This is a genomic window from Pseudoalteromonas sp. SR45-4 (genome assembly GCF_014163535.1).
GTDB classification, from domain to species: domain Bacteria; phylum Pseudomonadota; class Gammaproteobacteria; order Enterobacterales; family Alteromonadaceae; genus Pseudoalteromonas; species Pseudoalteromonas nigrifaciens.
Window position 1 is genome coordinate 24,020 of record NZ_JACJDO010000026.1, and the last position, 22,301, is coordinate 46,320.

General features: G+C 39.3%; 22 protein-coding genes and 1 other annotated feature. Of the genes, 8 read left to right on the forward strand and 14 right to left on the reverse strand.

The features are described from left to right. Positions 1-66: 66 nt before the first annotated feature. A complete protein-coding gene (locus H5058_RS11780) occupies positions 67-660 on the reverse strand; it encodes a rhomboid family intramembrane serine protease (protein ID WP_011328848.1) in 594 nt (197 codons plus the stop codon). Between the two features lie 113 nt (positions 661-773). Next, on the reverse strand, positions 774-1,457 hold the full coding sequence (locus H5058_RS11785; protein ID WP_182678349.1) for a type 1 glutamine amidotransferase domain-containing protein: 684 nt from the start codon (positions 1,455-1,457) through the stop codon (positions 774-776). 143 nt (positions 1,458-1,600) lie between these two features. Between H5058_RS11785 and H5058_RS11790 the strand changes: the two genes are divergently transcribed. Continuing rightward, positions 1,601-2,524 carry a LysR family transcriptional regulator gene (locus H5058_RS11790; RefSeq protein ID WP_182678351.1) on the forward strand — a complete coding sequence of 308 codons (924 nt, stop codon included), beginning with the start codon at positions 1,601-1,603 and terminating at the stop codon, positions 2,522-2,524. 58 nt (positions 2,525-2,582) lie between these two features. On the opposite strand, the gene H5058_RS11795 is transcribed toward H5058_RS11790, so the two are convergent. The 6 genes from H5058_RS11795 to H5058_RS11820 all read right to left on the reverse strand — a co-directional run bounded on the left by H5058_RS11795 (position 2,583) and on the right by H5058_RS11820 (position 9,745). Further along, positions 2,583-3,317, reverse strand: coding sequence for a dienelactone hydrolase family protein (locus H5058_RS11795; protein ID WP_182678353.1), 735 nt, complete (start codon positions 3,315-3,317; stop codon positions 2,583-2,585). A 59-nt stretch (positions 3,318-3,376) separates the two neighbouring features. After that, positions 3,377-4,618: a glycerophosphodiester phosphodiesterase family protein gene (locus H5058_RS11800; RefSeq protein WP_182678355.1), complete on the reverse strand. Its 1,242-nt coding sequence runs from the start codon at positions 4,616-4,618 to the stop codon at positions 3,377-3,379. 41 nt (positions 4,619-4,659) lie between these two features. Further along, positions 4,660-5,514, reverse strand: a complete 855-nt coding sequence (locus tag H5058_RS11805) for a carboxylate/amino acid/amine transporter (protein ID WP_011328843.1) — start codon at positions 5,512-5,514, stop codon at positions 4,660-4,662. A 92-nt stretch (positions 5,515-5,606) separates the two neighbouring features. Continuing rightward, the gene (locus tag H5058_RS11810; RefSeq protein ID WP_086998837.1) at positions 5,607-7,034 is read right to left on the reverse strand and encodes an amidohydrolase family protein; all 1,428 of its coding nucleotides are present in this window, start codon (positions 7,032-7,034) and stop codon (positions 5,607-5,609) included. 147 nt (positions 7,035-7,181) lie between these two features. Next, complete coding sequence (locus H5058_RS11815; protein WP_182678357.1) at positions 7,182-9,317, reverse strand: M3 family metallopeptidase; 2,136 nt, start codon at positions 9,315-9,317, stop codon at positions 7,182-7,184. 218 nt (positions 9,318-9,535) lie between these two features. Then, positions 9,536-9,745 carry a hypothetical protein gene (locus H5058_RS11820; RefSeq protein WP_011328840.1) on the reverse strand — a complete coding sequence of 70 codons (210 nt, stop codon included), beginning with the start codon at positions 9,743-9,745 and terminating at the stop codon, positions 9,536-9,538. A 189-nt stretch (positions 9,746-9,934) separates the two neighbouring features. Between H5058_RS11820 and H5058_RS11825 the strand changes: the two genes are divergently transcribed. Further along, positions 9,935-10,795 (forward strand): mechanosensitive ion channel family protein, encoded by an 861-nt coding sequence (locus H5058_RS11825; RefSeq protein ID WP_011328839.1) that lies wholly within the window; start codon positions 9,935-9,937, stop codon positions 10,793-10,795. 59 nt (positions 10,796-10,854) lie between these two features. Here H5058_RS11825 and H5058_RS11830 read toward each other — a convergent pair whose 3' ends face one another. Then, on the reverse strand, positions 10,855-11,403 hold the full coding sequence (locus H5058_RS11830) for an HdeD family acid-resistance protein (protein ID WP_182678359.1): 549 nt from the start codon (positions 11,401-11,403) through the stop codon (positions 10,855-10,857). A 391-nt stretch (positions 11,404-11,794) separates the two neighbouring features. On the opposite strand from H5058_RS11830, the gene H5058_RS11835 reads away from it, so the two are divergent. From H5058_RS11835 to yegD, 5 genes are all read left to right on the forward strand, one after another. Further along, complete coding sequence (locus tag H5058_RS11835; RefSeq protein ID WP_182678361.1) at positions 11,795-14,029, forward strand: TonB-dependent receptor; 2,235 nt, start codon at positions 11,795-11,797, stop codon at positions 14,027-14,029. Next, positions 13,993-14,087 (forward strand) — a sequence feature (Trp leader region). It overlaps the preceding gene by 37 nt. Before the next feature lie 63 nt (positions 14,088-14,150). Next, the gene (locus tag H5058_RS11840; protein WP_011328836.1) at positions 14,151-14,450 is read left to right on the forward strand and encodes a hypothetical protein; all 300 of its coding nucleotides are present in this window, start codon (positions 14,151-14,153) and stop codon (positions 14,448-14,450) included. A 59-nt stretch (positions 14,451-14,509) separates the two neighbouring features. After that, positions 14,510-15,166, forward strand: coding sequence for an HAD family phosphatase (locus H5058_RS11845; RefSeq protein ID WP_182678363.1), 657 nt, complete (start codon positions 14,510-14,512; stop codon positions 15,164-15,166). Between the two features lie 32 nt (positions 15,167-15,198). Continuing rightward, positions 15,199-16,041: a DNA ligase gene (locus tag H5058_RS11850; RefSeq protein ID WP_182678366.1), complete on the forward strand. Its 843-nt coding sequence runs from the start codon at positions 15,199-15,201 to the stop codon at positions 16,039-16,041. Positions 16,042-16,123: 82 nt separating this feature from the next. Then, the gene (gene yegD, locus H5058_RS11855) at positions 16,124-17,488 is read left to right on the forward strand and encodes a molecular chaperone (protein WP_182678368.1); all 1,365 of its coding nucleotides are present in this window, start codon (positions 16,124-16,126) and stop codon (positions 17,486-17,488) included. An 11-nt stretch (positions 17,489-17,499) separates the two neighbouring features. Here the strand turns inward: yegD and H5058_RS11860 are convergent, their stop codons facing one another. Genes H5058_RS11860 through H5058_RS11870 form a run of 3 tightly spaced genes read right to left on the reverse strand, consistent with a single transcriptional unit; the run spans position 17,500 to position 19,811 of the window. Continuing rightward, positions 17,500-17,964 (reverse strand): methylglyoxal synthase, encoded by a 465-nt coding sequence (locus H5058_RS11860; RefSeq protein WP_011328832.1) that lies wholly within the window; start codon positions 17,962-17,964, stop codon positions 17,500-17,502. 18 nt (positions 17,965-17,982) lie between these two features. Further along, positions 17,983-18,615, reverse strand: a complete 633-nt coding sequence (locus tag H5058_RS11865) for a LysE family translocator (RefSeq protein ID WP_011328831.1) — start codon at positions 18,613-18,615, stop codon at positions 17,983-17,985. 2 nt (positions 18,616-18,617) lie between these two features. Then, positions 18,618-19,811, reverse strand: a complete 1,194-nt coding sequence (locus H5058_RS11870) for a multidrug effflux MFS transporter (RefSeq protein WP_182678370.1) — start codon at positions 19,809-19,811, stop codon at positions 18,618-18,620. Between the two features lie 380 nt (positions 19,812-20,191). Between H5058_RS11870 and H5058_RS11875 the strand changes: the two genes are divergently transcribed. Then, positions 20,192-20,665: a hotdog fold domain-containing protein gene (locus H5058_RS11875; RefSeq protein WP_058373868.1), complete on the forward strand. Its 474-nt coding sequence runs from the start codon at positions 20,192-20,194 to the stop codon at positions 20,663-20,665. Here H5058_RS11875 and H5058_RS11880 read toward each other — a convergent pair whose 3' ends face one another. Continuing rightward, entirely contained in the window at positions 20,666-21,148 is a 483-nt protein-coding gene (locus H5058_RS11880) for a polymer-forming cytoskeletal protein (RefSeq protein WP_182678372.1), read from the reverse strand. It lies immediately after the preceding gene. After that, the gene (locus tag H5058_RS11885; RefSeq protein WP_182678374.1) at positions 21,138-22,301 is read right to left on the reverse strand and encodes a M23 family metallopeptidase; all 1,164 of its coding nucleotides are present in this window, start codon (positions 22,299-22,301) and stop codon (positions 21,138-21,140) included. Before H5058_RS11885 ends, H5058_RS11880 begins: the two co-directional genes overlap by 11 nt.

Sequence of the window (22,301 nt, forward strand, 5' to 3'; positions counted from 1 at the left end):
AACCTCTGTTTAAATGAAATACATATAAAAAATATATGTATTAATAAATATGGCCATTAAAATAAATTAAAGGCGAGTTTTTTGACTTTTAAGTTTGTCGGATTTTGCTAATTTATAGCCTAAAAACAATCCGCTCAATGCTCCAAATAAGTGGCTTTCAAACGAAATATGCAAGCGCTGTGGTAGTACACCCCAAACAAATCCGCTGTAAAGTAGGGCAACGACAACAGCAATAACAATGGATTTAAATGAACGTCTAATTACGCCATAGCAAAGTATAAAACCCCACAACCCATATATAACGCCACTTAAACCAACATGAATATTACTACGACCAAGTGCCCATACTAAAAAACCACCTACTAATGCGGTAAAAATAAATACGTTATAAAAACGCTTAACGCTGTATTGGCAAATCAACCAACTTAAAACCATAAAAGGCAGCATGTTACTGGCAAAGTGCCACCAACTGCCATGTAAAAATGGCGCGCTCAGTATGCCAATTAAGCCATTAATGCTGCGCGGATAAATGCCAAAACCATTAAGATTAATGCCAGGTAAGCTATTAATTAGCTGTAACACAAAGCAAATTGTAACAATACTAAAAATAGCGAAGCGTTTGCTTGTTAGTAATGACCGTGTGGTTGGCTTGGTTGCCATATAATCGTCCTAGTTGAGCTTAATAGTTGCCAGTATAGGAATTGTATTTGCTAATGCAAAGCAATTAAAAAAGCACAGCATTAAATGCTGTGCTTTTTACTTATAAATCGTTATTAACCTAGTTTGGTTAGTAGCTTTTTAGCAGCAAGTTCTGAGCTTGCTGGGTTTTGACCGGTAATTACTAGGCCATCTTCGAGTACAAGTACACCCCAGTCATCTGTTTTTTGATAGTCGCCGCCTTTTTTAATCAGTTCGTCTTCTACTAAAAACGGCACTATGTCGGTAAGTTGTACTGCCGCTTCTTCACTGTTAGTAAAACCAGTTACTTTTTTACCAGCAACAAGTGCATTACCATCGGCATCTTTAGTATTCAAAAATACGGCACTGGCATGGCAAACAGCCGCTACTGGCTTTTGCTCTTTAATAAAGCTTTCAATAAGTGCAATAGAGTCGGTGTTTTCTACTAAGTCCCATAGTGGGCCGTGGCCGCCTGGGTAAAATACCGCGTCAAAATCTGTCGAATTTACTTCACTAAGCACTTTGGTATTGGCCATTAATGCTTGTGCGGCGCTGTCTGCGTCGTAGCGTTTAGTTGCATCAGTTTGAAAATCAGCAAGAGTACTTGTAGGGTCTATCGGGGGCTGGCCGCCATTTGGCGATACAAGAGTGACTTCAACGCCTGCATCTCTAAATGCGTAATAAGGGGCTGCGAATTCTTCTACCCAAAAACCTGTCTTTTCACCTGTGTTGCCCAATTCTGCATGTGAGGTTAAAACCATAAGTATTTTTTTAGCCATTAGAATATTCCTTTTGATGATTTAAATTAGTTAACTTTGCTACCAACTACTATATGCACTAATAATACTTTAAACAACGATGATAAATTTAACTTTATTGATTTAATAATTGATACAATAATACAGTGGATTTAGGAGATGTTATGAAAGTGTCGTTTGAGCAGTTAAAAAGTATGGTGGTGTTTGCACAAATTGTAGAGCAGGGTAGTTTAACCGCTGCGGCTAAGCATTTAGGTTTAACGCGTGCGGTGGCAAGTTACCATTTAAAAAAATTAGAAACCCAACTTGAAATTACCCTACTAAATCGCTCAACACGCACTATGGCATTAACAGAGGCGGGAGTGGCGTATTACGAGCGCTGCAGAATAATTACTGAGCAAGCCAATGCGGCAAATCAACAAATAGAAAATATAAAAAGTGAGCCTCAGGGGCTGCTCAAAATTAGTTGTCCGGTAAATGTAGGGATGCAATTAATAGTGCCTGCTATTAATAGCTTTAAACGCCAATACCCCAAAATTAACATAGACCTACAACTTAGCGATGATGTAGTTGATATTATAAAGCATGGTTTTGATTTTGCCATTCGTGGGGTGGCGCTAAGCGACTCTAATTTACAAGCAACGAAACTCACAACAATGAGTACCTGTATTTGTGGCTCGCCAGATTACTTTGCTCATTTTGGCAAACCTAAAAACCCTGTTGAGTTAGCTCAGCATCAATGGGTGGTGTATCAATTGGGCAGTAAAACGTTAACCCTTTCAAAAGAAGGTAAAAAATACGACATTACAATGCAAGGCGGTTTAAGTACCAATAACGCTGCTGCCCGTACTGCTTTTGTTGAAGCCGGGCATGGCATAGGCCGTATACCGCTGTACGATGCGTGGCCTAAAGTGCAAGCAGGGTTGCTAGAAATTATATTAGACGATTACAAAAGCAAAGATATTGAGCTTTATGGGGTGTTTCCGCCAGGCGCAGCAGGCTCTAAAAAATTGCGGCTATTTATAGATTATTTAAAAGCCTACTTTGTAAAACAACATACTGCTTTAGGCATGCTAAAAAATATTTAACATGAACGCTGGTTAAAAGATTTATTATCCAGCGTTTGGATTAATTTAAACATCTAATTTATAAAGTGCGGTTAAATAATGCCACAGCTTGTTGATACATACTTATTGCAAGCGCTGCGTCGTATCGCTCACCTTCGTCGCGCATAAAGGCATGTTGTGCGTTTACTTCTTGCCATTGGTAATTTATACCCGTATTAACGCATTGCTGATAAATTTTAGTGCGGCCTTCTTGCGGCACATGTGGATCTTGTTTACCCCATATAAAGAGAATTTCGCCTTGTATATCTGCCATACGTTCAAATGAATTATTACCTGCTTTTGCTGGTAATGTATTGCTGTGAATATCGGTTGCGTATAAACAAAATGCGGCTTTAATCTCAGGATTTAATGCGGCTCTATATGCTAAATGCCCGCCAATACACACACCCATTACACCAAGCGTACCTGTGCAATAGTTTTGTTGTTTTACAAAGTCGATTATGGCTTGGGTATCGCTATCGTGATGCTCTAAAGGTTTAGCCCATTTGTCGGCATTACCTTTGTCTTTACCTGCGTCGTCGTAAGCGAGCACAGTGCCAATAGGATTTAACTCATGAAATACTTCAGGTACCAATACTACAAAGCCATGGCTTGCTAAAATAGCGGCGCTGCGGGCAATAGGGGCGGTTTGCTGAAAAATTTCAGAGTAAAAAATAAGTGCAGGAAACAACCCTTGCGCTTGAGGGCGGTAAATAGTGGTTCGCATTAACCCTGTAGGGGTAGGCAAGTCGGCGTTATGTTGTTCGATGATCATAATTGCGCTCAGTTATATAAATTTATATGGTAACTGAGCGCGATAAAATATACGACTAGTTAAAGACTAGCAGGCATTTTATTGCAACTTGCGTAGTAGCTTACGGTTGCTGGCCAGTCGGAAAATATAGCCATTACGCCAACATCTTGCGCAAGTACATCAACTACTTTCATCATGTCGCCATCGTTATTTATTACATCAGCAATTGATTGATAATAATAGCCACCACCTTGGTTAAGTGGACCTGATCGCTCAAGGCTCCATGCAATAAGCTCTAAGCCTGCAGCTTTAGCGGCAATTGCGTATTGTGATGGCACAATATTGCTTTCTTTATCTATTTTTAACATCATCCAAATAGGTGGGGCTAAAATTTTCACCCCATTAGCAACCAGTTCATCCATGCTAGGTTGCCATGTTTGTGGATTACTAGGATCGAACCCAGCATCGCTATCGCGCCCGTCAAGATAGACACTTTGATCAGCAAAATCAGGATTGTTGTTTATCCAATATTTTACGTCATCAAGATTAAATGATTGCGGGTATACTCGCGACGCCGGTATATCCATTTGAGTGTATTCATCTAACATTTTTTGCGCGTATTGCTCTTGTGTCATGCCTTTAAAAGGCATGCTAACTTCTGGTGATTTAAGCTCAGGAGTCATTTTTACCCCGAGTGCTTTAAATAATGCAATACTTTGTTTATGCGTCATTAATGTGCCATTAGTTGCGTATAAGTCGGTGCGCCAATTGGGAGTGCCCTGCATATACTGCTTAGCAGTAGTTGCTTGCATGTTTGCACCATCCATTTTGCCTTTAAGCGTTAAAAACTCGCTCAAGCTAATGTCGCTAGTACAGCACTTTGCAGAGGCGGTTACTGCATTTTTAGCGTCGGCGGGGATAAATGGTTCGCTGCATTTAGCAGCTAATTCAGGAATGGCTAAAATATTGGTTGTGGTGTGTAAGTCGCATTGTGAATGGCGACATACAAGCTCATTATCGTTTGTAAATGTAACATCGCACTCTACAACACCTGCGCCCATTCTTGCTGCAGCAGTGTAGGCTTCTTTAGTGTGCTCAGGGTACTGCATAGACGCACCGCGATGCCCAATTGAAAAGTCGGTGCGATAAAAAGGGCCTTCACTACACGATTCTAATTGTGCCTTTAAATCACCAGCGTCCATATCGTTAATTAAATAATAAGGACGCGTACCCAGTTGAGTATTTTGTTTGTTAATTAGTGTATTGCTACAGCCAGTAATTATAAAAATAAAACAGGCGACTAAAATTATTTTATCGAGCATTTAAAACAACTTTAAATTATTAAGATAATGTAAGTGTAGCGCTATTTTATGGCACTTTTATTAAAGTATTGATTCACCAATAATGCAGCTAAAATAATTCCAGCACCAATAGCTAGCCTGAATAAATCGGCATCTCTGTTCCAAATAAGCACATTAACAATAATACCAGCAGGGATCAGTAAGTTATTCATTACCGCCAGCGCCCCCACATTTACTAAGGTAGCCCCTTTGTTCCAAACAAAATAACCAAACCCAGACGCTACGATTCCTAAATAAATAAGCACGCTCCATTGAGTTGTGGTTGTCGGTAGTTTATCGGTATTGCCAAACAGCAGGTAGCACACTAAAGCAACGCACAAAGCGCCGATAAAAAACCAACCGAACACCGATTTGTGCTCAAGAGTACTGTTACTCATTAAGCGTTTATAGGCCACTTGGCCAATGGCAAAGCACAGGTTAGCCGCTTGGACTAATAATAAGCCAAGCAAAAAGTCGCTACTTATGCCTTCATACCTAATGGCTACCGCGCCGCCAATGGCAATAATAGCAACAATAAAAAAGCGAGGGTTAAAGTGTTTTTCTAAAGCATCGTTTAGTAGGGTGATATAAAGCGGGGTCATCACTGTAAATAGTAGTACTTCAGGCACGCTTAAATATAAAAATGAGTGATAGTAAAAGCTGTACATAGCACCAAGTTGCACTGCACCAATAAGCATTAATTTTAACGCCAATGGTTTAGGAGTCTGTTTAACCTTTAAAAACGGTAAAAAGATTAATGCAGCCAGTGCAATGCGGATTAGCACACTAAACCATGCATCAACTTGGCCTGCTAAATACACACCAATTAAGCTAAACGAGAACGCCCATAATAGGGTGACGGCAAACAAGTAAGCCATGGTTTTTATAACTCCAAATAAAACAACGAGTTTAACCTAGATAATAAAAAAGGGTAATAGTCCACTTGATAAATAAGTGGACTAAAAAGTAACTATTGTGAACTTACAAATTGCTTTGCTTGTAGTTTTAAATGCTCTAGCGCTTTTTTATTGTAGTAGCGGTTATGGCTAATAACGCCTTGTAATGATTGCGTGTTACGAATATCAACTAACGGATTGCGCGCTAAAATAATAATATCTGCCACTTTACCTACCTCTAAACTGGTAAATTGCTGCGTTTTTCCTAAAAATTTAGGCCCAGCTATTGTGGCACTTTGTAGTGTTTGTAACGGGGTAAGCCCATAATCACTAAAAATAGCGAGTTCTTGATGCAACGACAATCCCGGATAAATATAAGAATTTAAAAAACCGGCGTCGGTACCTGCAATAATTGATACGCCAGCTTGCTGCACCCAAGGGAGTAATTTTGCCGTTTTTATAAAGCGCTCTTTGCGTTGTGTTATTTGCTCAGGGGTATCTTTATTTGCGCGATCAACTCGCCATTGGTAGGTGGCTTTTAATCCTTTGCCTAAATAATTTAGGTACTCGTCTTGCTGATGGTCGTTTTCATCAATGTAGGCCGTAATTTGGCCGCCAATTAAGGTAGGCACAACAGCGGTATTATTTTTTGCGAGTACGCGATATTTTTTCATTGCTGTGGCTTTGTCAACATGCTCAGTAATAATTGGCAGCGCACTGGAGTAGCTCAGTATACCTGATTTTACCTTAGCAGAAATTTCTTGTTCGTTATCGGCGGCGGCTTTTAACATGTAGGTCATATGCTCAATCGCATCAAGCCCTGCGTTTGACACATCGGTTACCGAAAGCGAAAAAGGAATATGCCCCGAAATTTGATAACCGCGCTTTTTAACTTCTTTTACTGCTTGTAAGTATAACTGTGGCGTTAAAGCGCTGTCGGTAATTTTAATAAAATCGACATTCATGGCCTCAAGTTTATCAATGGCGGCGTGCATTTCTGCGCTGGTTTCTACTTCTAAGTCGCCAGGCCAAATTGAGTCTTTACCTTCTAGCTTTGGCCCTGAGGTATAAATAGTAGGGCCTATTAATGTGCCTTGATTAATTTGCTCGCGCCATTGTAATACCGATTCACTTAAATCAGCGGCTGCATCGCGCACTGTGGTTATGCCATAGGCTAAATATAACGGCAGTAACTGTTTGTTTTCTGTTATTAGTTGCTCACCGCCGCCAAAGTGTACATGCATATCCCAAAGCCCAGGCATTACATATTGACCACTGGCATCAATTTGACTCGTAGCGCTGTAACGTAAATTTAGCTCATTGCCGCCGCGGGCTACAATAGTAGAGTTTTTGATAACAATGGATTGATTAGCCGTAATTTGCCCTGTCATCATATTAATTACATTGGCGTGGTTAATAATAATGTCGGCTTGTTGTTTTTGAGTCACTTGGTTACAAGCAGCTAAAATAAGCGTGATGGGGAGTATTAATATGAGTTTCATAGCGGCACCTGAATTTTTTATTCAGATTAACATAGTTGTTTAAAGTGGTATTTTCTTTGAGTTAAAAGGTTATAAAAGTGGGTTAAGTTAATGGCAATAAAAGAGCCCGCAAGCGGGCTCTTTAAAAGGTGTTAATTAGTTAACTAATTAGTCTACTAAACCACGGCGCTTAAGAAGTGCGTCGGTAGTTGGTTTTTGACCTCTAAATTCAATGTAGCTTTGCATTAAGTCGCGGCTATTGCCTTTAGATAGGATTTCTTTACGGAACTTATCGCCATTTTTGCGCGTTAAGCCACCGTTGTTTTCCATATGGGCAAAGGCGTCGGCTGCAAATACTTCAGTCCAAAGGTACGCGTAGTAACCTGCAGAGTAACCACCGGCAAAAGTGTGGCTAAAGTAGTTTGATTTATAACGCGGTGGTACAGGGTAGTAAGCAATACCATGTTTTTCTAGCGCGCTTTGCTCAAACTCTTCTACATCAGCTATTTTTTTATCAGAACCAAATGAATGCCATTCCATATCAAGCAATGCCGCAGCTAAGTACTCAGTAGTACCAAAGCCTTGGTTGAATTTTTGTGATTCTAACATTTTGTTAAGCAAGTCTTGTGGAATTGGCTCACCAGTTTTGTAGTGCTTAGCGTAGTTAGCTAATACAGTCGGTTCAATCATCCAATCTTCATTTGCTTGAGAAGGAAACTCAACAAAGTCACGCGCTGTTGCTGTGCCCGCTAGACTTGGGTACTTAACATCTGAGAATAAACCATGCGCCGCATGACCAAACTCATGGAACAAAGTAGATACTTCGTCAAACGTTAATAATGTAGGCTGACCTGCTGCTGGTTTTGGAATGTTTTGCGCGTTGTAGATAACAGGTTTAGTATTTTTTAAACCACTTTGTCCTACGTATGCACTCATCCAAGCACCGCCACGCTTACCTTCACGTGCGTATGGGTCCATGTAAAATAAACCAATTGCACTGCCATCAGCATTAAATACTTCAAAGGTAGTTACATCTTCGTGGTAAACCGGCAGATCTTTACGTTCTTTAAAAGTAATACCGTATAGTTTTTCCATAGCGAAGAATAAACCATTATGAATTACCGATTGTAATTCAAAGTAAGGTTTAACTAGGGCTGGGTCTAGGTTGTACTTTTCAGCACGTACTTTTTCAGCGTAAAAAGCCCAATCCCACGGTTTAAGTTCAAAACTTTCGCCAGAATCGTTAATTACTTTTTGAATTGCTGCAGCTTCAATTTTTGCTTTTTCAACTGCTTTAGGTGCAAGGTCATCTAAAATGCCGTAAACATTTTCAGTGGTTCGCGCCATACGCGAAGTCATTACATAAGAAGCCCAATCTTTATAGCCTAAAAGCTCTGCTTTTTGAGCGCGAAGGTTGGTTTCTTTAATAATAATAGGGCCGTTAGTTTTAGCCGCACGCTTAGTTGAAGCTGTAAACACTTGCTCGCGTAAGTCGCGGTTTTCTAGGCTACTTAAAATTGGCTGCTGCGTGGTGTTTACTAAAGTGATCATGTAACCGGTTTTGCCTGCTTTTTTAGCTGCATCGGCTAGGCTTGCAATTTCGCCTTCAGAAAGACCGGCTAATTTACTTTTATCGGTAACAACAATTACATCTTCTTTAAACGATTTTAAAACGTTTTGCGAAAATGCCGTTGAAAGCTTAGCAAGCTCAGAGTTAATTTCACGCATTTTTGCTTTTTCAGCGTCGTTTAATTTGGCACCGGCTTTAACAAACTGTTTGTAGTAAAAATCAACAAGACGCTGATCTTCTGCATTTAGTTTGCTTTTATTGTCGTAAATAGTTTGTACGCGTTTAAATAATGCGCCATTTAAGTAAATATCGTCTGAGTGCGCTGAAAGTACAGGCGCCATTTTCTCATCGATACGTTGATATTCACTGTCAGAAATTAATCCTGATAAGTTATAAAATGCAGTAGATACGCGATTTAATAACTCACCCGACAGCTCCATTTCAACTAACGTATTTTTAAATGTAGCTGGGGCAGGGTTGTTAGCAATTGCTAATACTTGTGCTTTATGCTGAGCAATACCGGCATCGAAAGCAGCTTCGTAATCTTTAGTAGAGAACTTATTAAATTCTGGTGCCATATATTGTAATGGGCTTGATTTGAACAATACATTGTTTGCGTTAATGTTTTGCACTTGTGTAGCGCTCTCTTTTGCCATGTTGTTTGAATCGTTTGATGTACAGGCAGATAATACTAAAACACTAGCAATAGTAGTGGCGATCAATGTTTTACGCATAGTAACTCCATAAAAATATTAGCCGAAATAGGCTGTGCGAGTCGAAAAACACAGTTAACTTATCAAATTTAGAGTTATATACAATCATGTTTATCGGTATTAAGCGGGATTTAAACGCAAATTAGCGAATAATAGAGGAAAAGGTGGGTAAAAGTAGCTCTAAATATAAACGTTTGAGCTACTTAGTTAAGTAAATAAGCAAAAAAAGTATCCAAATTTTAATTGTAACCTAGTACAAATTTTTTATCAGAGCTAAAGTTTACCGGTTGCTGTTGGCCAAATTCTTGATTAATAGTTGCCAGTGCTTGTTCTTGTTGAGCGAGTAAAGATAAAATTTTATTACGGTATTCGAGGCTAGTTTCAAATAAATTAAGGTCAACCTGCGGCTGCAAGGTTGCTAGTTTTTGAGCTAAAGTTAGTTGCGTCATAATGTTATCTCCAGTGCAAGTACACTATTTATATAGCACTAAGTACCATAAAAGGTTAGTTGATTGTATAAATTGATTTTATTCCCCTAATATTATGACGTGCTAAACTTAGCGAACCCTGAACCAGTTTTACTTTTATTTTAGACACACGTTTATAGAGCGGTATCTTCTTACTTATTTGGATAATAAATGACACTAGAACAATTAAATCAAATGCTTGCTTTTGTACTTTTTAGTTACAACGATGTGCAAATTACAGTGGTAAAAGTAATTCAGATCCCATTGATATTATTTACTATGTGGTTTGTGGTTACTCGTATTGGTAAGTTAATAAAAAAATCATTACTTAAACGTAAAATGAACCCTGATGCGGTGCTATTGTTTACGCGAATTTATTTTATTTTAAGTATCGCAATTTTAATTTTCACTTCTTTAGAGGTGTTAAATATACCGCTTACCGCTTTTGCTTTTGTATCGGGTGCTATTGCGATAGGTGTTGGTTTTGGTGCGCAAAATATCATTAATAACTTTATTAGTGGCTGGATATTAATGTGGGAGCGACCAATTCGTATTGGTGACTTTTTAGAGGTGGGCAATGCTAAGGGCGTAGTTGAAACGATAAACACTCGCTCAACCCGTATTCGCCGTAACGATGGCGTACATATGCTAGTACCAAACAGCCAATTATTAGAAAACACAGTAACTAATTGGACGCTAATTGATCGTAATGCACGTACCTCGGTTAATGTGGGTGTAATGTATGGCTCAGATGTTGAATTGGTTGAAAAACTGATGCAACAAGTGCTTGCAGATCATCCGGCAATATTACCCACCTTACCAAAAGCGGTGTTGTTAGATGACTTTGCTGAAAGCGCGATGATGTTTAGTGCTTATTTTTGGGTGTATGCAGAGTCTGAAACGATGTTGCGCCAAGTTCGCAGCGATATTCGTTTTAGTCTTTATAAGCAGTTTAAGTTAAATAATATTAAAATTGCCTTACCACAACGTATTATTCATATTGATGATAAAAAATTCAATACGCCACTGTAATTAGCACCCATTAAATATAAAGAAAAGTGGCTTAGCATTTTGGTGCTAAGCCAACTGAATTAGCGGCTTTGATTTAATTTTTTTAATTTAAGCGCTAAACCAACTATAAGCGCGCCAAATACTATAGCGTATGCAGCAACTAACCAAAGCAAGGTTAAAATGCCTGAACCTGGGTTAAATACTAAGTACAGTCCAAATATTATAGAAATAAAACCACTAATAATTAAAATCCATTCGTTACTAATTTCATTACGTAACTTTTGGGCTAAAAATATTTCTACTACACCAATTGCAATCGCCCACGCAGCAACATAATAAAGTAACAATAAGGCGGTAAGGTTTGGTGCAAGTAAAGTGACAAAAGCGGCAATAATACTCAGTAAGCCACCAATTAATAATAGCATCCAAAAGGGATTTGATTTTTTTGATGTTATGGCAACCCAAACTCTTAATATGCCATCAAATAAAAAGTAGCCAGCAAAAACTAATAACATAACTTGCAACGACGCCTCAGGTGCAAACCAGGTTATTAAACCAAACAGTATGGCTATAACACCACGAAGTAAAAGTAACGACCAGTTTTTGGTGAGTGTATTCGTAAGATTCATTTTAATCCTTAAGTAAATAGTATGAGCGCCCAGATAAGGTAGCTATTGTTATTAGCAGGGTCAAACAAGTTTAATATCAAGTCTATATAGCATAACTTTAATTTGAAACAGGTCAAATGTCCGCTATTTTTGTTTTTTAAAGGGTTTATTTTTAATTATTTTAAGAGATGTATTTTTTGCACAAATTGTTTTTTTTATGTTTCTTTTATGCAGTAAAAGAGCGTCAGGGTGTTATAATATTAACCACTCATTCAGCCTCTTTAATTCGTTTTGCACTCTCGAGAAAGAGGTCCGCGTAGCGTATCGCGAAAAATTGCCTGAGTCCGCTATTGTAAGTGGCGCAACACATCAACCGTTGAACAAGAGTGCACTAAAAAGGTTAATCCCCGACATGAAAGCAATGAAAAGATCTACGTTAGCAACCCTAGTAAATGCAGCGTTACTCTCTGCCGTAGCAGGCACTTCATTTTCTACTATTGCTGCTGAGCAAGCGCCAGCGGTAAAGAAAAATCAATTAGAAGTTATTCAAGTTACTGCTCGTAAACGTGTAGAAAATGCACAAGAAGTACCAGTAGCTGTTTCTGCACTGCAAGGCGATAGCTTGGATGCTTACAGCTCTGCTGGTATGGATATTCGTTTTATGAATGCGAAAATCCCAAGTTTATCAATTGAGTCTTCATTTGGTCGTTCATTCCCACGCTTTTATGTACGTGGTTTAGGTAATACAGATTTCGATTTAAACGCATCACAACCGGTATCATTGGTTGTAGATGAAGTAGTACAAGAAAACGCTATTTTAAAAGGCTTTCCAGTATTTGACGTTTCACGTGTAGAAGTACTACGTGGACCACAAGGTACTTTGTTTGGGCGTAACACGCCTGCGGGCCTTGTTAAATTTGATTCAGTAAAACCAAGCCAAGAATTTGAAGGTTACGGCTCGGTATCTTACGGTAGCCGTGGCGCTGTAGATTTTGAAGGTGCGGTAGGCGGTGGTTTAACTGACCGTTTATCAACGCGTGTATCAGTACTGTGGCAAGATAAAGACGATTACATTGATAGTCGTGCTCCAGGGTTTGAACAAAAAGACGCGCTAGGCGGCTACACAGATAAAGCAGCCCGTATTCAGTTTTTATACGAAGGCGATGACTTCACTGGTTTATTTAACTACCACGTGCGTGATATGGACGGTAAACCAATTGCCTTCTTTGGTAATTCTATCAAGCCAGGTACTAACGATTTAGTTGATGGCTTTGAAAATGACGTGGTTTACCACGATGCGGCATCACGTGCGACGCAGCAAGTTGAGTCAGAAGGTGCGAGCTTAAAGCTTGAGTGGGATTTTAATAATCACACATTAACCTCTATTTCGGCGTGGGAAAGTGCAGAAATATATTCTCGTGCAGACATTGACGGCGCTTATGAGACAGGTTTTAGCTCAGCAGAAAGTGCTGATGGTATTCCAGATCATGATCAGTATACCCAAGAGTTACGCTTATCAAGCAACTTTGCTGGCGATATAAACTACCAAGTAGGTGTGTTTTACTTTGATGAAGCGCTGACAATTGAAAATTTCAGCTATGATACGTTTTCATCACCTGCAGGTAATCAAACCGGTTATGTAATACAGCAACAAGATACAAAAGCATGGGCGGTATTTGGCTCAGTTGATTACACGATTAGCGATGATTTAAAAGTAACTGCAGGTCTGCGTTATTCAGACGATGAAAAAGAATTTTCTGCAAACCGTACTCAAAGCCCAATTGGTGCTGGTCCGCTATCTAGTGGACTCATCAATGTAAGTGATGACCATATTAGCTGGGATATTTCAACAAGCTATAAAGTAAATGATGACGTAAACTGGTACACACGTATTGCTAATAGCTTCCGTGCACCTAGCTTACAAGGGCGTATTTTATTTGGTGATGAAGTAACCACAGCTAAATCAGAAACAGTAACTTCATACGAAACAGGTATTAAATCAGACGTACTAGACGGTCAAGGCCGTGTTAACGCCACTGTTTTTTACTACACAATGAATGACCAACAGTTAACAGCTGTAGGTGGTGGCGCTAACTTTAACCGTTTGTTAAATGTTGATAAAACCACAGGTTATGGTTTTGAGCTAGATTCTGAGTGGGTGTTAAGTGATGAACTAAATGCTACATTCAACTTAAGTTATAACAAAACTGAGCTTAAAGATAACGATTTAGCTGTAGCTGTGTGTGCACAATGTACGGTAACTGACCCTATCAATGGTTCAGGTCTTGCTGTGTTAAATGGTAACAGCTTACCGCATGCTCCAGAGTGGATTTCTAACTTCACATTACGTTATACCAAAGAGCTAGCTGATGGTGAATTCTTTGCTTATGGCGATGTTTCTTATCGTAGCAAAATTAACTTTTTCTTATATGAATCAGTTGAGTTTGAAGGTAAGCCGCTTGTTGAAACTGGCTTACGTGCCGGTTACGCATGGGCAGATGGTGACTATGAATACCAAGTGTCAGCATTTGTGCGTAACTTATTTGACGAGCAACAATCTATTGGTGGCGTAGACTTCAACAATAATACTGTAATGGTTAATGAAGAGCGTTACGTTGGTGTAGAGTTTAAAGTTAACTTCTTTTAAGCTTAAACACTAATAGTAAAAATACTACAGAGCCCGCTTTTATAGCGGGCTTTTTCGTTTATATTCATTAATATTACTGCTAAAGTAGCGTTAATTGATTTGCAAAATAAAGAGATGAAAAATGGCTGGATTTTGGAACTACCGAGTGATTTTTTGTGAAGCCACAAAAGATGAAGCAGCGCAGTATCAAATACATGAAGTAGAATATAACCTTAATGGTAAAGTAACTAATTGGTCTGAAACCGGAGCTGCTCCTTTTGGTACATCGCTTGATGAATTAAAAGCTGATTCTGAGCGATTAAAAACAGCGTTTGAAAAACCTGTTTTAAAAGTGGCGCGTAAAGCGCGTGGTTATGAGTTGGTTGATGTTGAAACAGGTGAAGAGGCCACTGGTGAGCCACCGGCGGGTTTAACGGAGTAATTTATAAACATATTAAAGGCGCTTAGGCGTCTTTTTTAGCGCTGTGATAAGGAATAAAAATGACTTTAAAAGCAGTATTATTTGATATGGATGGCACGTTAGTCGATTCTGAAAGCATGCACTTTGCATGTTGGAGCCAGGTACTTGCGCCATTTAATGTAAACTACGAAGAGGGTGAGTTTTGTCAGCGTTTTTCGGGGCGGCCAACGCTCGAAGCTGCAAGTGAAATAAAGCAACAGCATAACTTATCGGTTAGCAGTGACTATTTAGCCGATGAAAAATACCGTTTATTTGCACAATATGTAAAAACCAATTTACCAGCACTAATGCCTTTTGCAGAACAAGCATTAATAGCGGTTAAAAGCAGCGGCTTAAAAATGGCGTTAGTAACAGGCAGCGCTCGCCACGAAGCAGAACCAATATTAAAAGGGCTTGGCTTTTATGATCTATTTGACGCAGTAGTCACTAAAGATGATGTTATTAATCCAAAGCCAGCCGGAGATCCTTACTTATTAGCACTCAAGCAGATAAATGTAGCTGCTAAAGATGCCATTGCAGTAGAAGATACCTTTACCGGAGTAACTGCAGCAAACAACGCCGCTGTAAGTGTTGTGGCGATTGCTAATAGCCATACGCAAAACCATGACTTTAGCCAAGCCAGTTACCGTATGGATGATCTGCAAGAGTTTTGGCAATGGCTGCAATCTCAACTATAGTTTAAGCCACATTACCTTGCTTGGACGCGCTGATGTTTTATATAAAATTAATTACTTTAATCACAGCAGTACTTTTTAGCTCTATTGTGAATGCAACATTGCCCAAGGTGCTGCTTGCTAAAGTGTATGATGAAACTAAGCACAGCGATGTAAGTAACTATTTAGTTAGTGAAAAGTTTGATGGTGTAAGGGCTATTTGGACAGGCAAACAGTTTGTTACCCGACAAGGTAATGTAATAAACGCGCCTGAATGGTTTACAGCACCCTTACCTAAAGTATGGCTTGATGGTGAACTGTGGACTAAATATCAGCACTTTGCGGTGCTCAGTGGCATTGTGCGCACTAAAACTCCCAATAATCATGATTGGCAAAGTATTACGTATCAAGTATTTGATATGCCTGATGCAAACGTGCCTTTTAGCCAGCGCTACAGCAATTACAGCCACCTTGTTGCTGGTTTAAATTCACCTCATATAAAAGCTATAAAGCAGCATCAGTTTACTAATAACCAATTATTAACTAACTATTTTAAAAATATAACAGCGCAAGGTGGCGAAGGCGTTATGCTGCATTTAGCAAGCGCAAAACATGCCGATGGGCGCAGCGATGCGCTATTAAAATTAAAGCCCTACTTAGATGCTGAAGCAATAGTGATTGCATACCTACCGGGTAAAGGTAAATACCAAGGCATGTTAGGAGCGTTAAGAGTAAAAACAGCGCAAGGGCAACTGTTTTCAATTGGCACCGGATTTAGCGATGCCGAGCGCGAAAGCCCGCCAGCATTGGGTAGCACCATTACTTATCGATTCCATGGTTTAACAAAAAATGGCTTACCTCGTTTTGCTAGTTTTTTACGCGTGAGAGAGTCACTCTAACAGTTATTCAGCCCTATATGAGTATATATTTATTGCTAGGTATGCTAAATTGCGCGGCCTTTTTAGTGATGTATGGTGATATATGTTTGTTGGTTTTGATTATGGTAGTTCTAATTGTGCTATGGGTGTAATGAACGAGGGTAACGTTCAATTAGTGCCGTTAGAGCAAGGAAAACATTACCTACCTTCAACACTTTATACCCACCATAGTGCGTTGGTAGTTGACTATGTTGCCAAGCATTTACAAGGTAGCAGCGATGAGCTTGCGTTTAAAACCCAGCGCCAAGCATTGCTAAATTCATTACCACGAATTAAATCTGACTTAGATTTACACCCCACAGACGAAACCTTATTTGTTGGTCGCGAAGCAATTAGCGAGTATGTGCAATTTCCTGAAGAGGGTTATTTTGTTAAATCACCAAAATCATTTTTTGGCGCTACAGGTTTAAAACAAGGACAAATTAACTTTTTTGAAGACATTGCCACCGCAATGATTTTAAAAATAAAACAACGTGCTGAGCAATCACTAAGCAAAACGTTAACCCAAACCGTTATTGGTCGTCCGGTTAACTTTCAGGCGGTAGGCGGTGAGGAGTCAAATCAGCAAGCAATTGGTATTTTAGAGCGCGCTGCAAAACGTGCCGGCTTTAAAGAAGTCGCATTTTTATACGAGCCACTGGCGGCCGGTATTGATTACGAGAGCAACTTAACACAAAACCAAAAAGTACTGGTTATTGATATTGGTGGCGGTACCAGCGATTGCTCGTTTGTGCAAATGGGGCCAAGCTTTCGGGATAAAAGTGACCGTGACGCTGACTTTTTAGCTCACAGCGGTAAGCGTATTGGTGGAAACGATTTAGACATAGCTTTAAGTTACTATGGCTTGATGCCGCTTTTAGGCTTAGGCAGTACGTTTAAATCAGGGCTACCTTTGCCTAATCAAGCTTTTTGGCAAGCCTGTAAAATTAACGATGTAAACTTACAAAGCCAATTTTATAGTGCTAACCATTATAGAGAACTTAGCGCACAATTGCGTGATGTAAGCGCGCCAGAGCTATTTAAACGATTAATACATTTGCAGCAAAATAGGCAAGGGCATCAATTAGTACAACAAGCTGAGGCTGCTAAAATAGCATTAACTTCAGCCACTAATTATAACTGCGATCTTAGCTTTTTAGATGCGTCATTAAGTAAAGATGTTTCAGTCAGTGATTTAGCATTAGCGGTAGATGATAGCATTAGCCAAATAGTCACTTTAGCGAAGCAAGCTATAAATGATGCAGATACTACGCCCGATGTTATTTATTTAACCGGTGGAAGTGCACAGTCGCCTCTTATTAAAGCGGCGCTTAGCCAACATTTAGGTGATATTAAAATGGTTAATGGCGATCACTTTGGTAGTGTAACCGCCGGCTTAACTAAATGGGCTAGCATGCTTTACAGCTAAGCCATTAAATATTAAATATCTATTTGTCGGGTTGCTAAATACTTTTCGTAATCTGGCAAGGTGCGTTCAAGCTCAACATTCATTAATGGCGAGCTTAGGAGCATGTCAGCACTTACTTCATTACAGGCTACTGGTATGTTCCACACTGCCGCTAAGCGTAGTAGTGCTTTTACATCTGGGTCGTGGGGTTGCGATGCCAGCGGGTCCCAAAAAAACACCAGCATATGTATTTCATGCTCAGCAATTTTAGCCCCTAATTGCTGATCGCCACCCATTGGGCCGCTAAGCAATTGAATTACATCTAGCCCTGTGGTTTTATTGATTAAATGCCCTGTGGTGCCTGTGGCATATAATGTATGCTCGCTCAGTGCGTTTAGGTGTTTTATACACCATAATTTTAAAGCCGCTTTTTTACCATCGTGCGCTACTAGTGCAATATTTTTTTTAGCCGGTAGCGATTGTATTTTTTGGTCCATAAAAAATTCTTTTTATTGTTAAAGTAATAAGTTAATAGCAAGGGCAATGAAAACAATGCCGGTGATCCTATCTATCCAAGTTTGGCTATTTGGGTTATCTCTAAAAAAGCGCGCAATTTTATCGCCAAAATAAATATAAGCGCAATCAATCGGAAAAGCAAAAAGCGGATACAGCAAACCAAAAAAGGCGAGCTGAAAAGTAGCCGAAGAAAGTGCTGGATCAACAAATTGTGGAATAAACGCGATAAAAAATAATGCTACTTTAGGGTTAAGTACTTCGGTCATCATGGCTTGAAACATTACATTTTTACTTTTCTTCGTAGTTATATGTGGTTTGTCTGATTGCTCAATAGGCTCTTTTATAAAAGTGCTTTTAAGCATCATTATCCCTAAGTAGCACAAATAAGCAGCGCCTGCATATTGCACTGCACTATAAGCTACCTCAGAGGCTTTAAGTATGGCGGTTAAGCCAACAACAGCAAAAAATGTATGTACTACTCCACCGAGGGCAAAACCAAACGCACTTTGCATTCCTGCCGTACGGCCATTAGCAAAGGTTTGTGCCATTAAAAAGGCATTAGAAGGCCCTGGGGCCACCGCAATTAAAAAGCTAGCCAGTAAAAAAGAAACTAAAAAATCAGGGTTTATCATGATCAGCCTTGAGTTGGGTGTAAAGCATGTCCTTTTTTACTTATTAAAATAAGCCAAAGAGGAAGTAACAATAGTAAATGAAAGGCTATTAGCCATGGTGTAGTTAACCCTAAAAACTGTGTTGCAAACACTAATATACTCGCACCACTCATTTGCATTGCGCCAAGTAGCGCTGAAGCGGTTCCGGCTTGTTTTGCAAAGCGAGAAAGTGCCATACCAGCTGCAGAGCCTAAACTTAAAGCAAAACCAAGTGCAGCAATAAGCATAGGTAACATAAGTGCCAGCGCGGTTTGTATGGTGCTAAGCGCAAGCATTAATAACCCCGAAAAAATCAATAAACCAACCCCAAGACGCAAAGCACGCTGGCTATTATTTTTAATATACATAGGCGCTATAAAACTCGCCACAATGCTACATACCGCATTGAGTGTAAACCAAAAAGTAAAGTCAGCAACTGTACCGCCTAAGTGAGTAATTAACCAACCCGGCGCAAGTGTTACGTACACCAGTATTGCCGACATTGCGACCATACAAAGTAAGCTATTAAATAAAAATATAGGAGTGCTAATAATGGGCATAAAACGGCGTAAATCTAAAATATGGCCTTGATAGTAGCTGTCTGCTGGGCGTGTTTCTTTAAAAAATAATAAGGTTATAACTAAGCCAAAAATAGCAAAAAAAGTTAAAAATAAAAAATTCATCCGCCAGCCAAACTGCACGGTTAACCATGCCCCTAAAATGGGCGCTAATGCTGGAATAAAACAAATAATACCATTTAAATAAGTGATCATTTGCCCACTTCGCTGTGCACCGTATTTATCACGTACTATGGCAAAAGCAACCACAAAAGTGGCACATGCTCCTAATCCTTGTAAAGCACGCGCGAGCAGCAATATATTAAATGAAGGAGCATAATAGGCTAACAAGGCAGAGCCCGCATACAGGCTAATACCAATGACAGCGACCGGTTTACGACCAAACTTATCAGCAAGGGGGCCTGCAATTAATTGCCCTAAGCCTACAGTGAGCATAAAAATAGCAACACTTTGTTGTACTTGCTGCTCTGAAACAGCAAATTGATCAGCAATAGTTGGAAATGCAGGTAGGTAAATATCAATAGCCATAGGGCAAAAAATAACGAGTAACGCTAATATAAGTAATAAAGTTAAGTTTGGTTTAGCGGGCTGTGTTTGCATTAGTTCTCCTTTTGTCGCGTATTTTAGGGGGGGACTAATAAAAAAGAAAGGGCTTATGACCCTTAGTATCGTCGACATTGATATTTTTTAATTTAAATAACATGAACTCTGGGTAATAAATTTATCTCAAGCAGATATTTTCAGCGCTAACTGCGCTGAATTTACTTGCAATAGATCAGCAGTTGACGCGTAAATTCGCCTTATTGTCACTGAAAATCACTGGTTAGAAAAAATAAATTTAAATATAACTATGATTCAATACGTTAGTAAATCTCTTCACCAAAGTTAAGGTTAAATAGCTAAAAGGGACTTTTAAAGACACTACCTCAAACTGGTCTGATGTGTTACTTTTACAAAAGAATAAACGATGGAAAATAATAATGAGCAATAAATCTTCAGTTTTAACAGCATGGCGCATTGTTAAAAAGCTACCCTTTGGGCACTGGCTATTTACTAAAATAGTCTGTTTTAAAGCGCCATACTTTGGCTCGATGAAGCCTTACATACTTAATTTAAAAGCAGGACATTGTAGTGCGCGGGTTAAAAACCGGCGTAGGGTTCATAATCACATAGGTACAATACATGCAATAGCGCAGTGTAATTTGGCCGAGTTATGTGCTGGAGTGATGGTGGATGCCACGGTACCGGTTAAAACTCACCGTTGGATCCCAAAAGGTATGACGGTACGGTATTTAGCTAAAGTAGATACCGATGTAACCGCTATTGCAGAGATTGATTTACCGCACCAGTGGCTAGATAAAGAAGACTTAGTGGTGCCAGTAAAATTATATAATACCCGCAATGAACTAGTATTCACTGCAGATATTACTATGTACATTACAGCTAAAAAGTAACTAGCTTTTATTAGGGGCTTGTTTATTTACGAATGACAAGCCGATATCGTCCTCGTTAATTAATGGTTTTACATCGCTCACCGGCTTTGACTCATCATTAATGAGTGTTAAGTTTTCTTTTTCAAAGCGCTGTTTTAAATTACCTTCAATAATTGCACCAGCTTCTATACTAAGCGTATCGTGAAAAATATCACCATGCACATGAGCGTTATTTTTAATGTTAACTTCACTGGCATTTAATGAACCAATTATTTTGCCCTTAACAATCACGCTTGTCGCTTCAACAATACCCTCAACTACGCCTGTAGTGCCAATTACTAAATGAGTAGCTTTAATGTCGCCATCAATGCGGCCATCAAGTTGCACTTCACCTTGGCTTATTATTGACCCGGTAAGGCGCATATCTTCTGAAATAATAGAAGGAGCGTGATTAACGCGTTTTAATGAAGCGTTATTTGTTACTTGCTTTTTTTTACCAAACACGAGAGAGCGCCTTTGTTATTTTAAGAGGATTGACATGCTTGCCATCAATAAGCACTTCATAATGTAAGTGAGTGCTGGTACTTCTGCCGGTGCTGCCCATTAAGCCTATTACATCGTGCTTAGTGACTGCTTGGCCTTTTTTTACTTTAACTTTATTTAAATGACCAAAGCGAGTGACTAAGCCATTTTTATGTTCAAGTTCTATAAAGTTACCATAACCGCCATTGCGCCCAGCGCGCAGTACAGTACCGTCGGCAGGAGCAAATATTTCAGTTTTATGCCAGCCGGCTAAATCAACGCCCTTATGAAAGGCGCGGCGACTGTTCATTGGATCTTTTCGCAATCCAAAGTTGCTAGAAATATAATACTTTGCAGCTGGCAGCGGTAAGGTATTAGGCAGTTCATTTAAAAAGTTTTCTAAATTATTTAGTAGTAATAATTTATCGGCAATAGCTAAAAATGTGCCAGGAATTTTTGCTTCATCGAATACATCTAACGGACCACCTTGAGCGGTTGTTTGCTCGCTTAATGCTAAATGTTGCGCTAATGCAGACTCTAGCCCTGCACCTTTAAGCATGGCTAAAATGGCGTTATGACGTTGGGTAATTTGACTTTCAAGCGATAAAAAATTTTGCTCGTAGTATTGATTTAGCTGTGCATAGCGAGCAGCGAATGTACTAGGGAGCGTATTTTGCACCTGTTTACTTTGAGCGCTGTCATCGACTAAAGGTTCATGAAACTCGCTTTGCTCTTCTTCAATAGGAGATTCAAGTTCGTCACCCAGCTTTATAACATCTTTACTAAGAGAAGCAGGAAGAGATTCGATCATGCTTTGGAGTAAAGCTTGTTTTTGTTCAAGCTCAGCTAATTGTGCTATTTGTTCGTCATGGCGTGTTTTTTGCTCGCTGACTTGCTGTTGCCATTGTTTTTGCTCATCGAGTTGAGTTTGCTCAATATCTGATATTTTTGTAGTTTGTGAGTAAACCCGAAAGCTCGAAATACTTACCCAACTAAGAGTAACTAATACAAGTAATACGATAAAAACTTGCAGCCAAGGCGCCAAAACTACATGCTTAACTTCACCATTTTGGCGAATAAGTAGTTGACGAGAGGGAAAAAACTGTTCAAAAAAAGACTTTATAAATATAGGCAT

Coding starts and splice junctions, on each gene's coding strand:
- H5058_RS11780 (WP_011328848.1), bottom strand. CDS start 660: ATGGCAACCAAGCCAACCACACGGTCATTACTAACAAGCAAACGCTTC.
- H5058_RS11785 (WP_182678349.1), bottom strand. CDS start 1,457: ATGGCTAAAAAAATACTTATGGTTTTAACCTCACATGCAGAATTGGGC.
- H5058_RS11790 (WP_182678351.1), top strand. CDS start 1,601: ATGAAAGTGTCGTTTGAGCAGTTAAAAAGTATGGTGGTGTTTGCACAA.
- H5058_RS11795 (WP_182678353.1), bottom strand. CDS start 3,317: ATGATCATCGAACAACATAACGCCGACTTGCCTACCCCTACAGGGTTA.
- H5058_RS11800 (WP_182678355.1), bottom strand. CDS start 4,618: ATGCTCGATAAAATAATTTTAGTCGCCTGTTTTATTTTTATAATTACT.
- H5058_RS11805 (WP_011328843.1), bottom strand. CDS start 5,514: ATGGCTTACTTGTTTGCCGTCACCCTATTATGGGCGTTCTCGTTTAGC.
- H5058_RS11810 (WP_086998837.1), bottom strand. CDS start 7,034: ATGAAACTCATATTAATACTCCCCATCACGCTTATTTTAGCTGCTTGT.
- H5058_RS11815 (WP_182678357.1), bottom strand. CDS start 9,317: ATGCGTAAAACATTGATCGCCACTACTATTGCTAGTGTTTTAGTATTA.
- H5058_RS11820 (WP_011328840.1), bottom strand. CDS start 9,745: ATGACGCAACTAACTTTAGCTCAAAAACTAGCAACCTTGCAGCCGCAG.
- H5058_RS11825 (WP_011328839.1), top strand. CDS start 9,935: ATGACACTAGAACAATTAAATCAAATGCTTGCTTTTGTACTTTTTAGT.
- H5058_RS11830 (WP_182678359.1), bottom strand. CDS start 11,403: ATGAATCTTACGAATACACTCACCAAAAACTGGTCGTTACTTTTACTT.
- H5058_RS11835 (WP_182678361.1), top strand. CDS start 11,795: ATGAAAGCAATGAAAAGATCTACGTTAGCAACCCTAGTAAATGCAGCG.
- H5058_RS11840 (WP_011328836.1), top strand. CDS start 14,151: ATGGCTGGATTTTGGAACTACCGAGTGATTTTTTGTGAAGCCACAAAA.
- H5058_RS11845 (WP_182678363.1), top strand. CDS start 14,510: ATGACTTTAAAAGCAGTATTATTTGATATGGATGGCACGTTAGTCGAT.
- H5058_RS11850 (WP_182678366.1), top strand. CDS start 15,199: ATGTTTTATATAAAATTAATTACTTTAATCACAGCAGTACTTTTTAGC.
- yegD (WP_182678368.1), top strand. CDS start 16,124: ATGTTTGTTGGTTTTGATTATGGTAGTTCTAATTGTGCTATGGGTGTA.
- H5058_RS11860 (WP_011328832.1), bottom strand. CDS start 17,964: ATGGACCAAAAAATACAATCGCTACCGGCTAAAAAAAATATTGCACTA.
- H5058_RS11865 (WP_011328831.1), bottom strand. CDS start 18,615: ATGATAAACCCTGATTTTTTAGTTTCTTTTTTACTGGCTAGCTTTTTA.
- H5058_RS11870 (WP_182678370.1), bottom strand. CDS start 19,811: ATGCAAACACAGCCCGCTAAACCAAACTTAACTTTATTACTTATATTA.
- H5058_RS11875 (WP_058373868.1), top strand. CDS start 20,192: ATGAGCAATAAATCTTCAGTTTTAACAGCATGGCGCATTGTTAAAAAG.
- H5058_RS11885 (WP_182678374.1), bottom strand. CDS start 22,301: ATGCCTATATTTATAAAGTCTTTTTTTGAACAGTTTTTTCCCTCTCGT.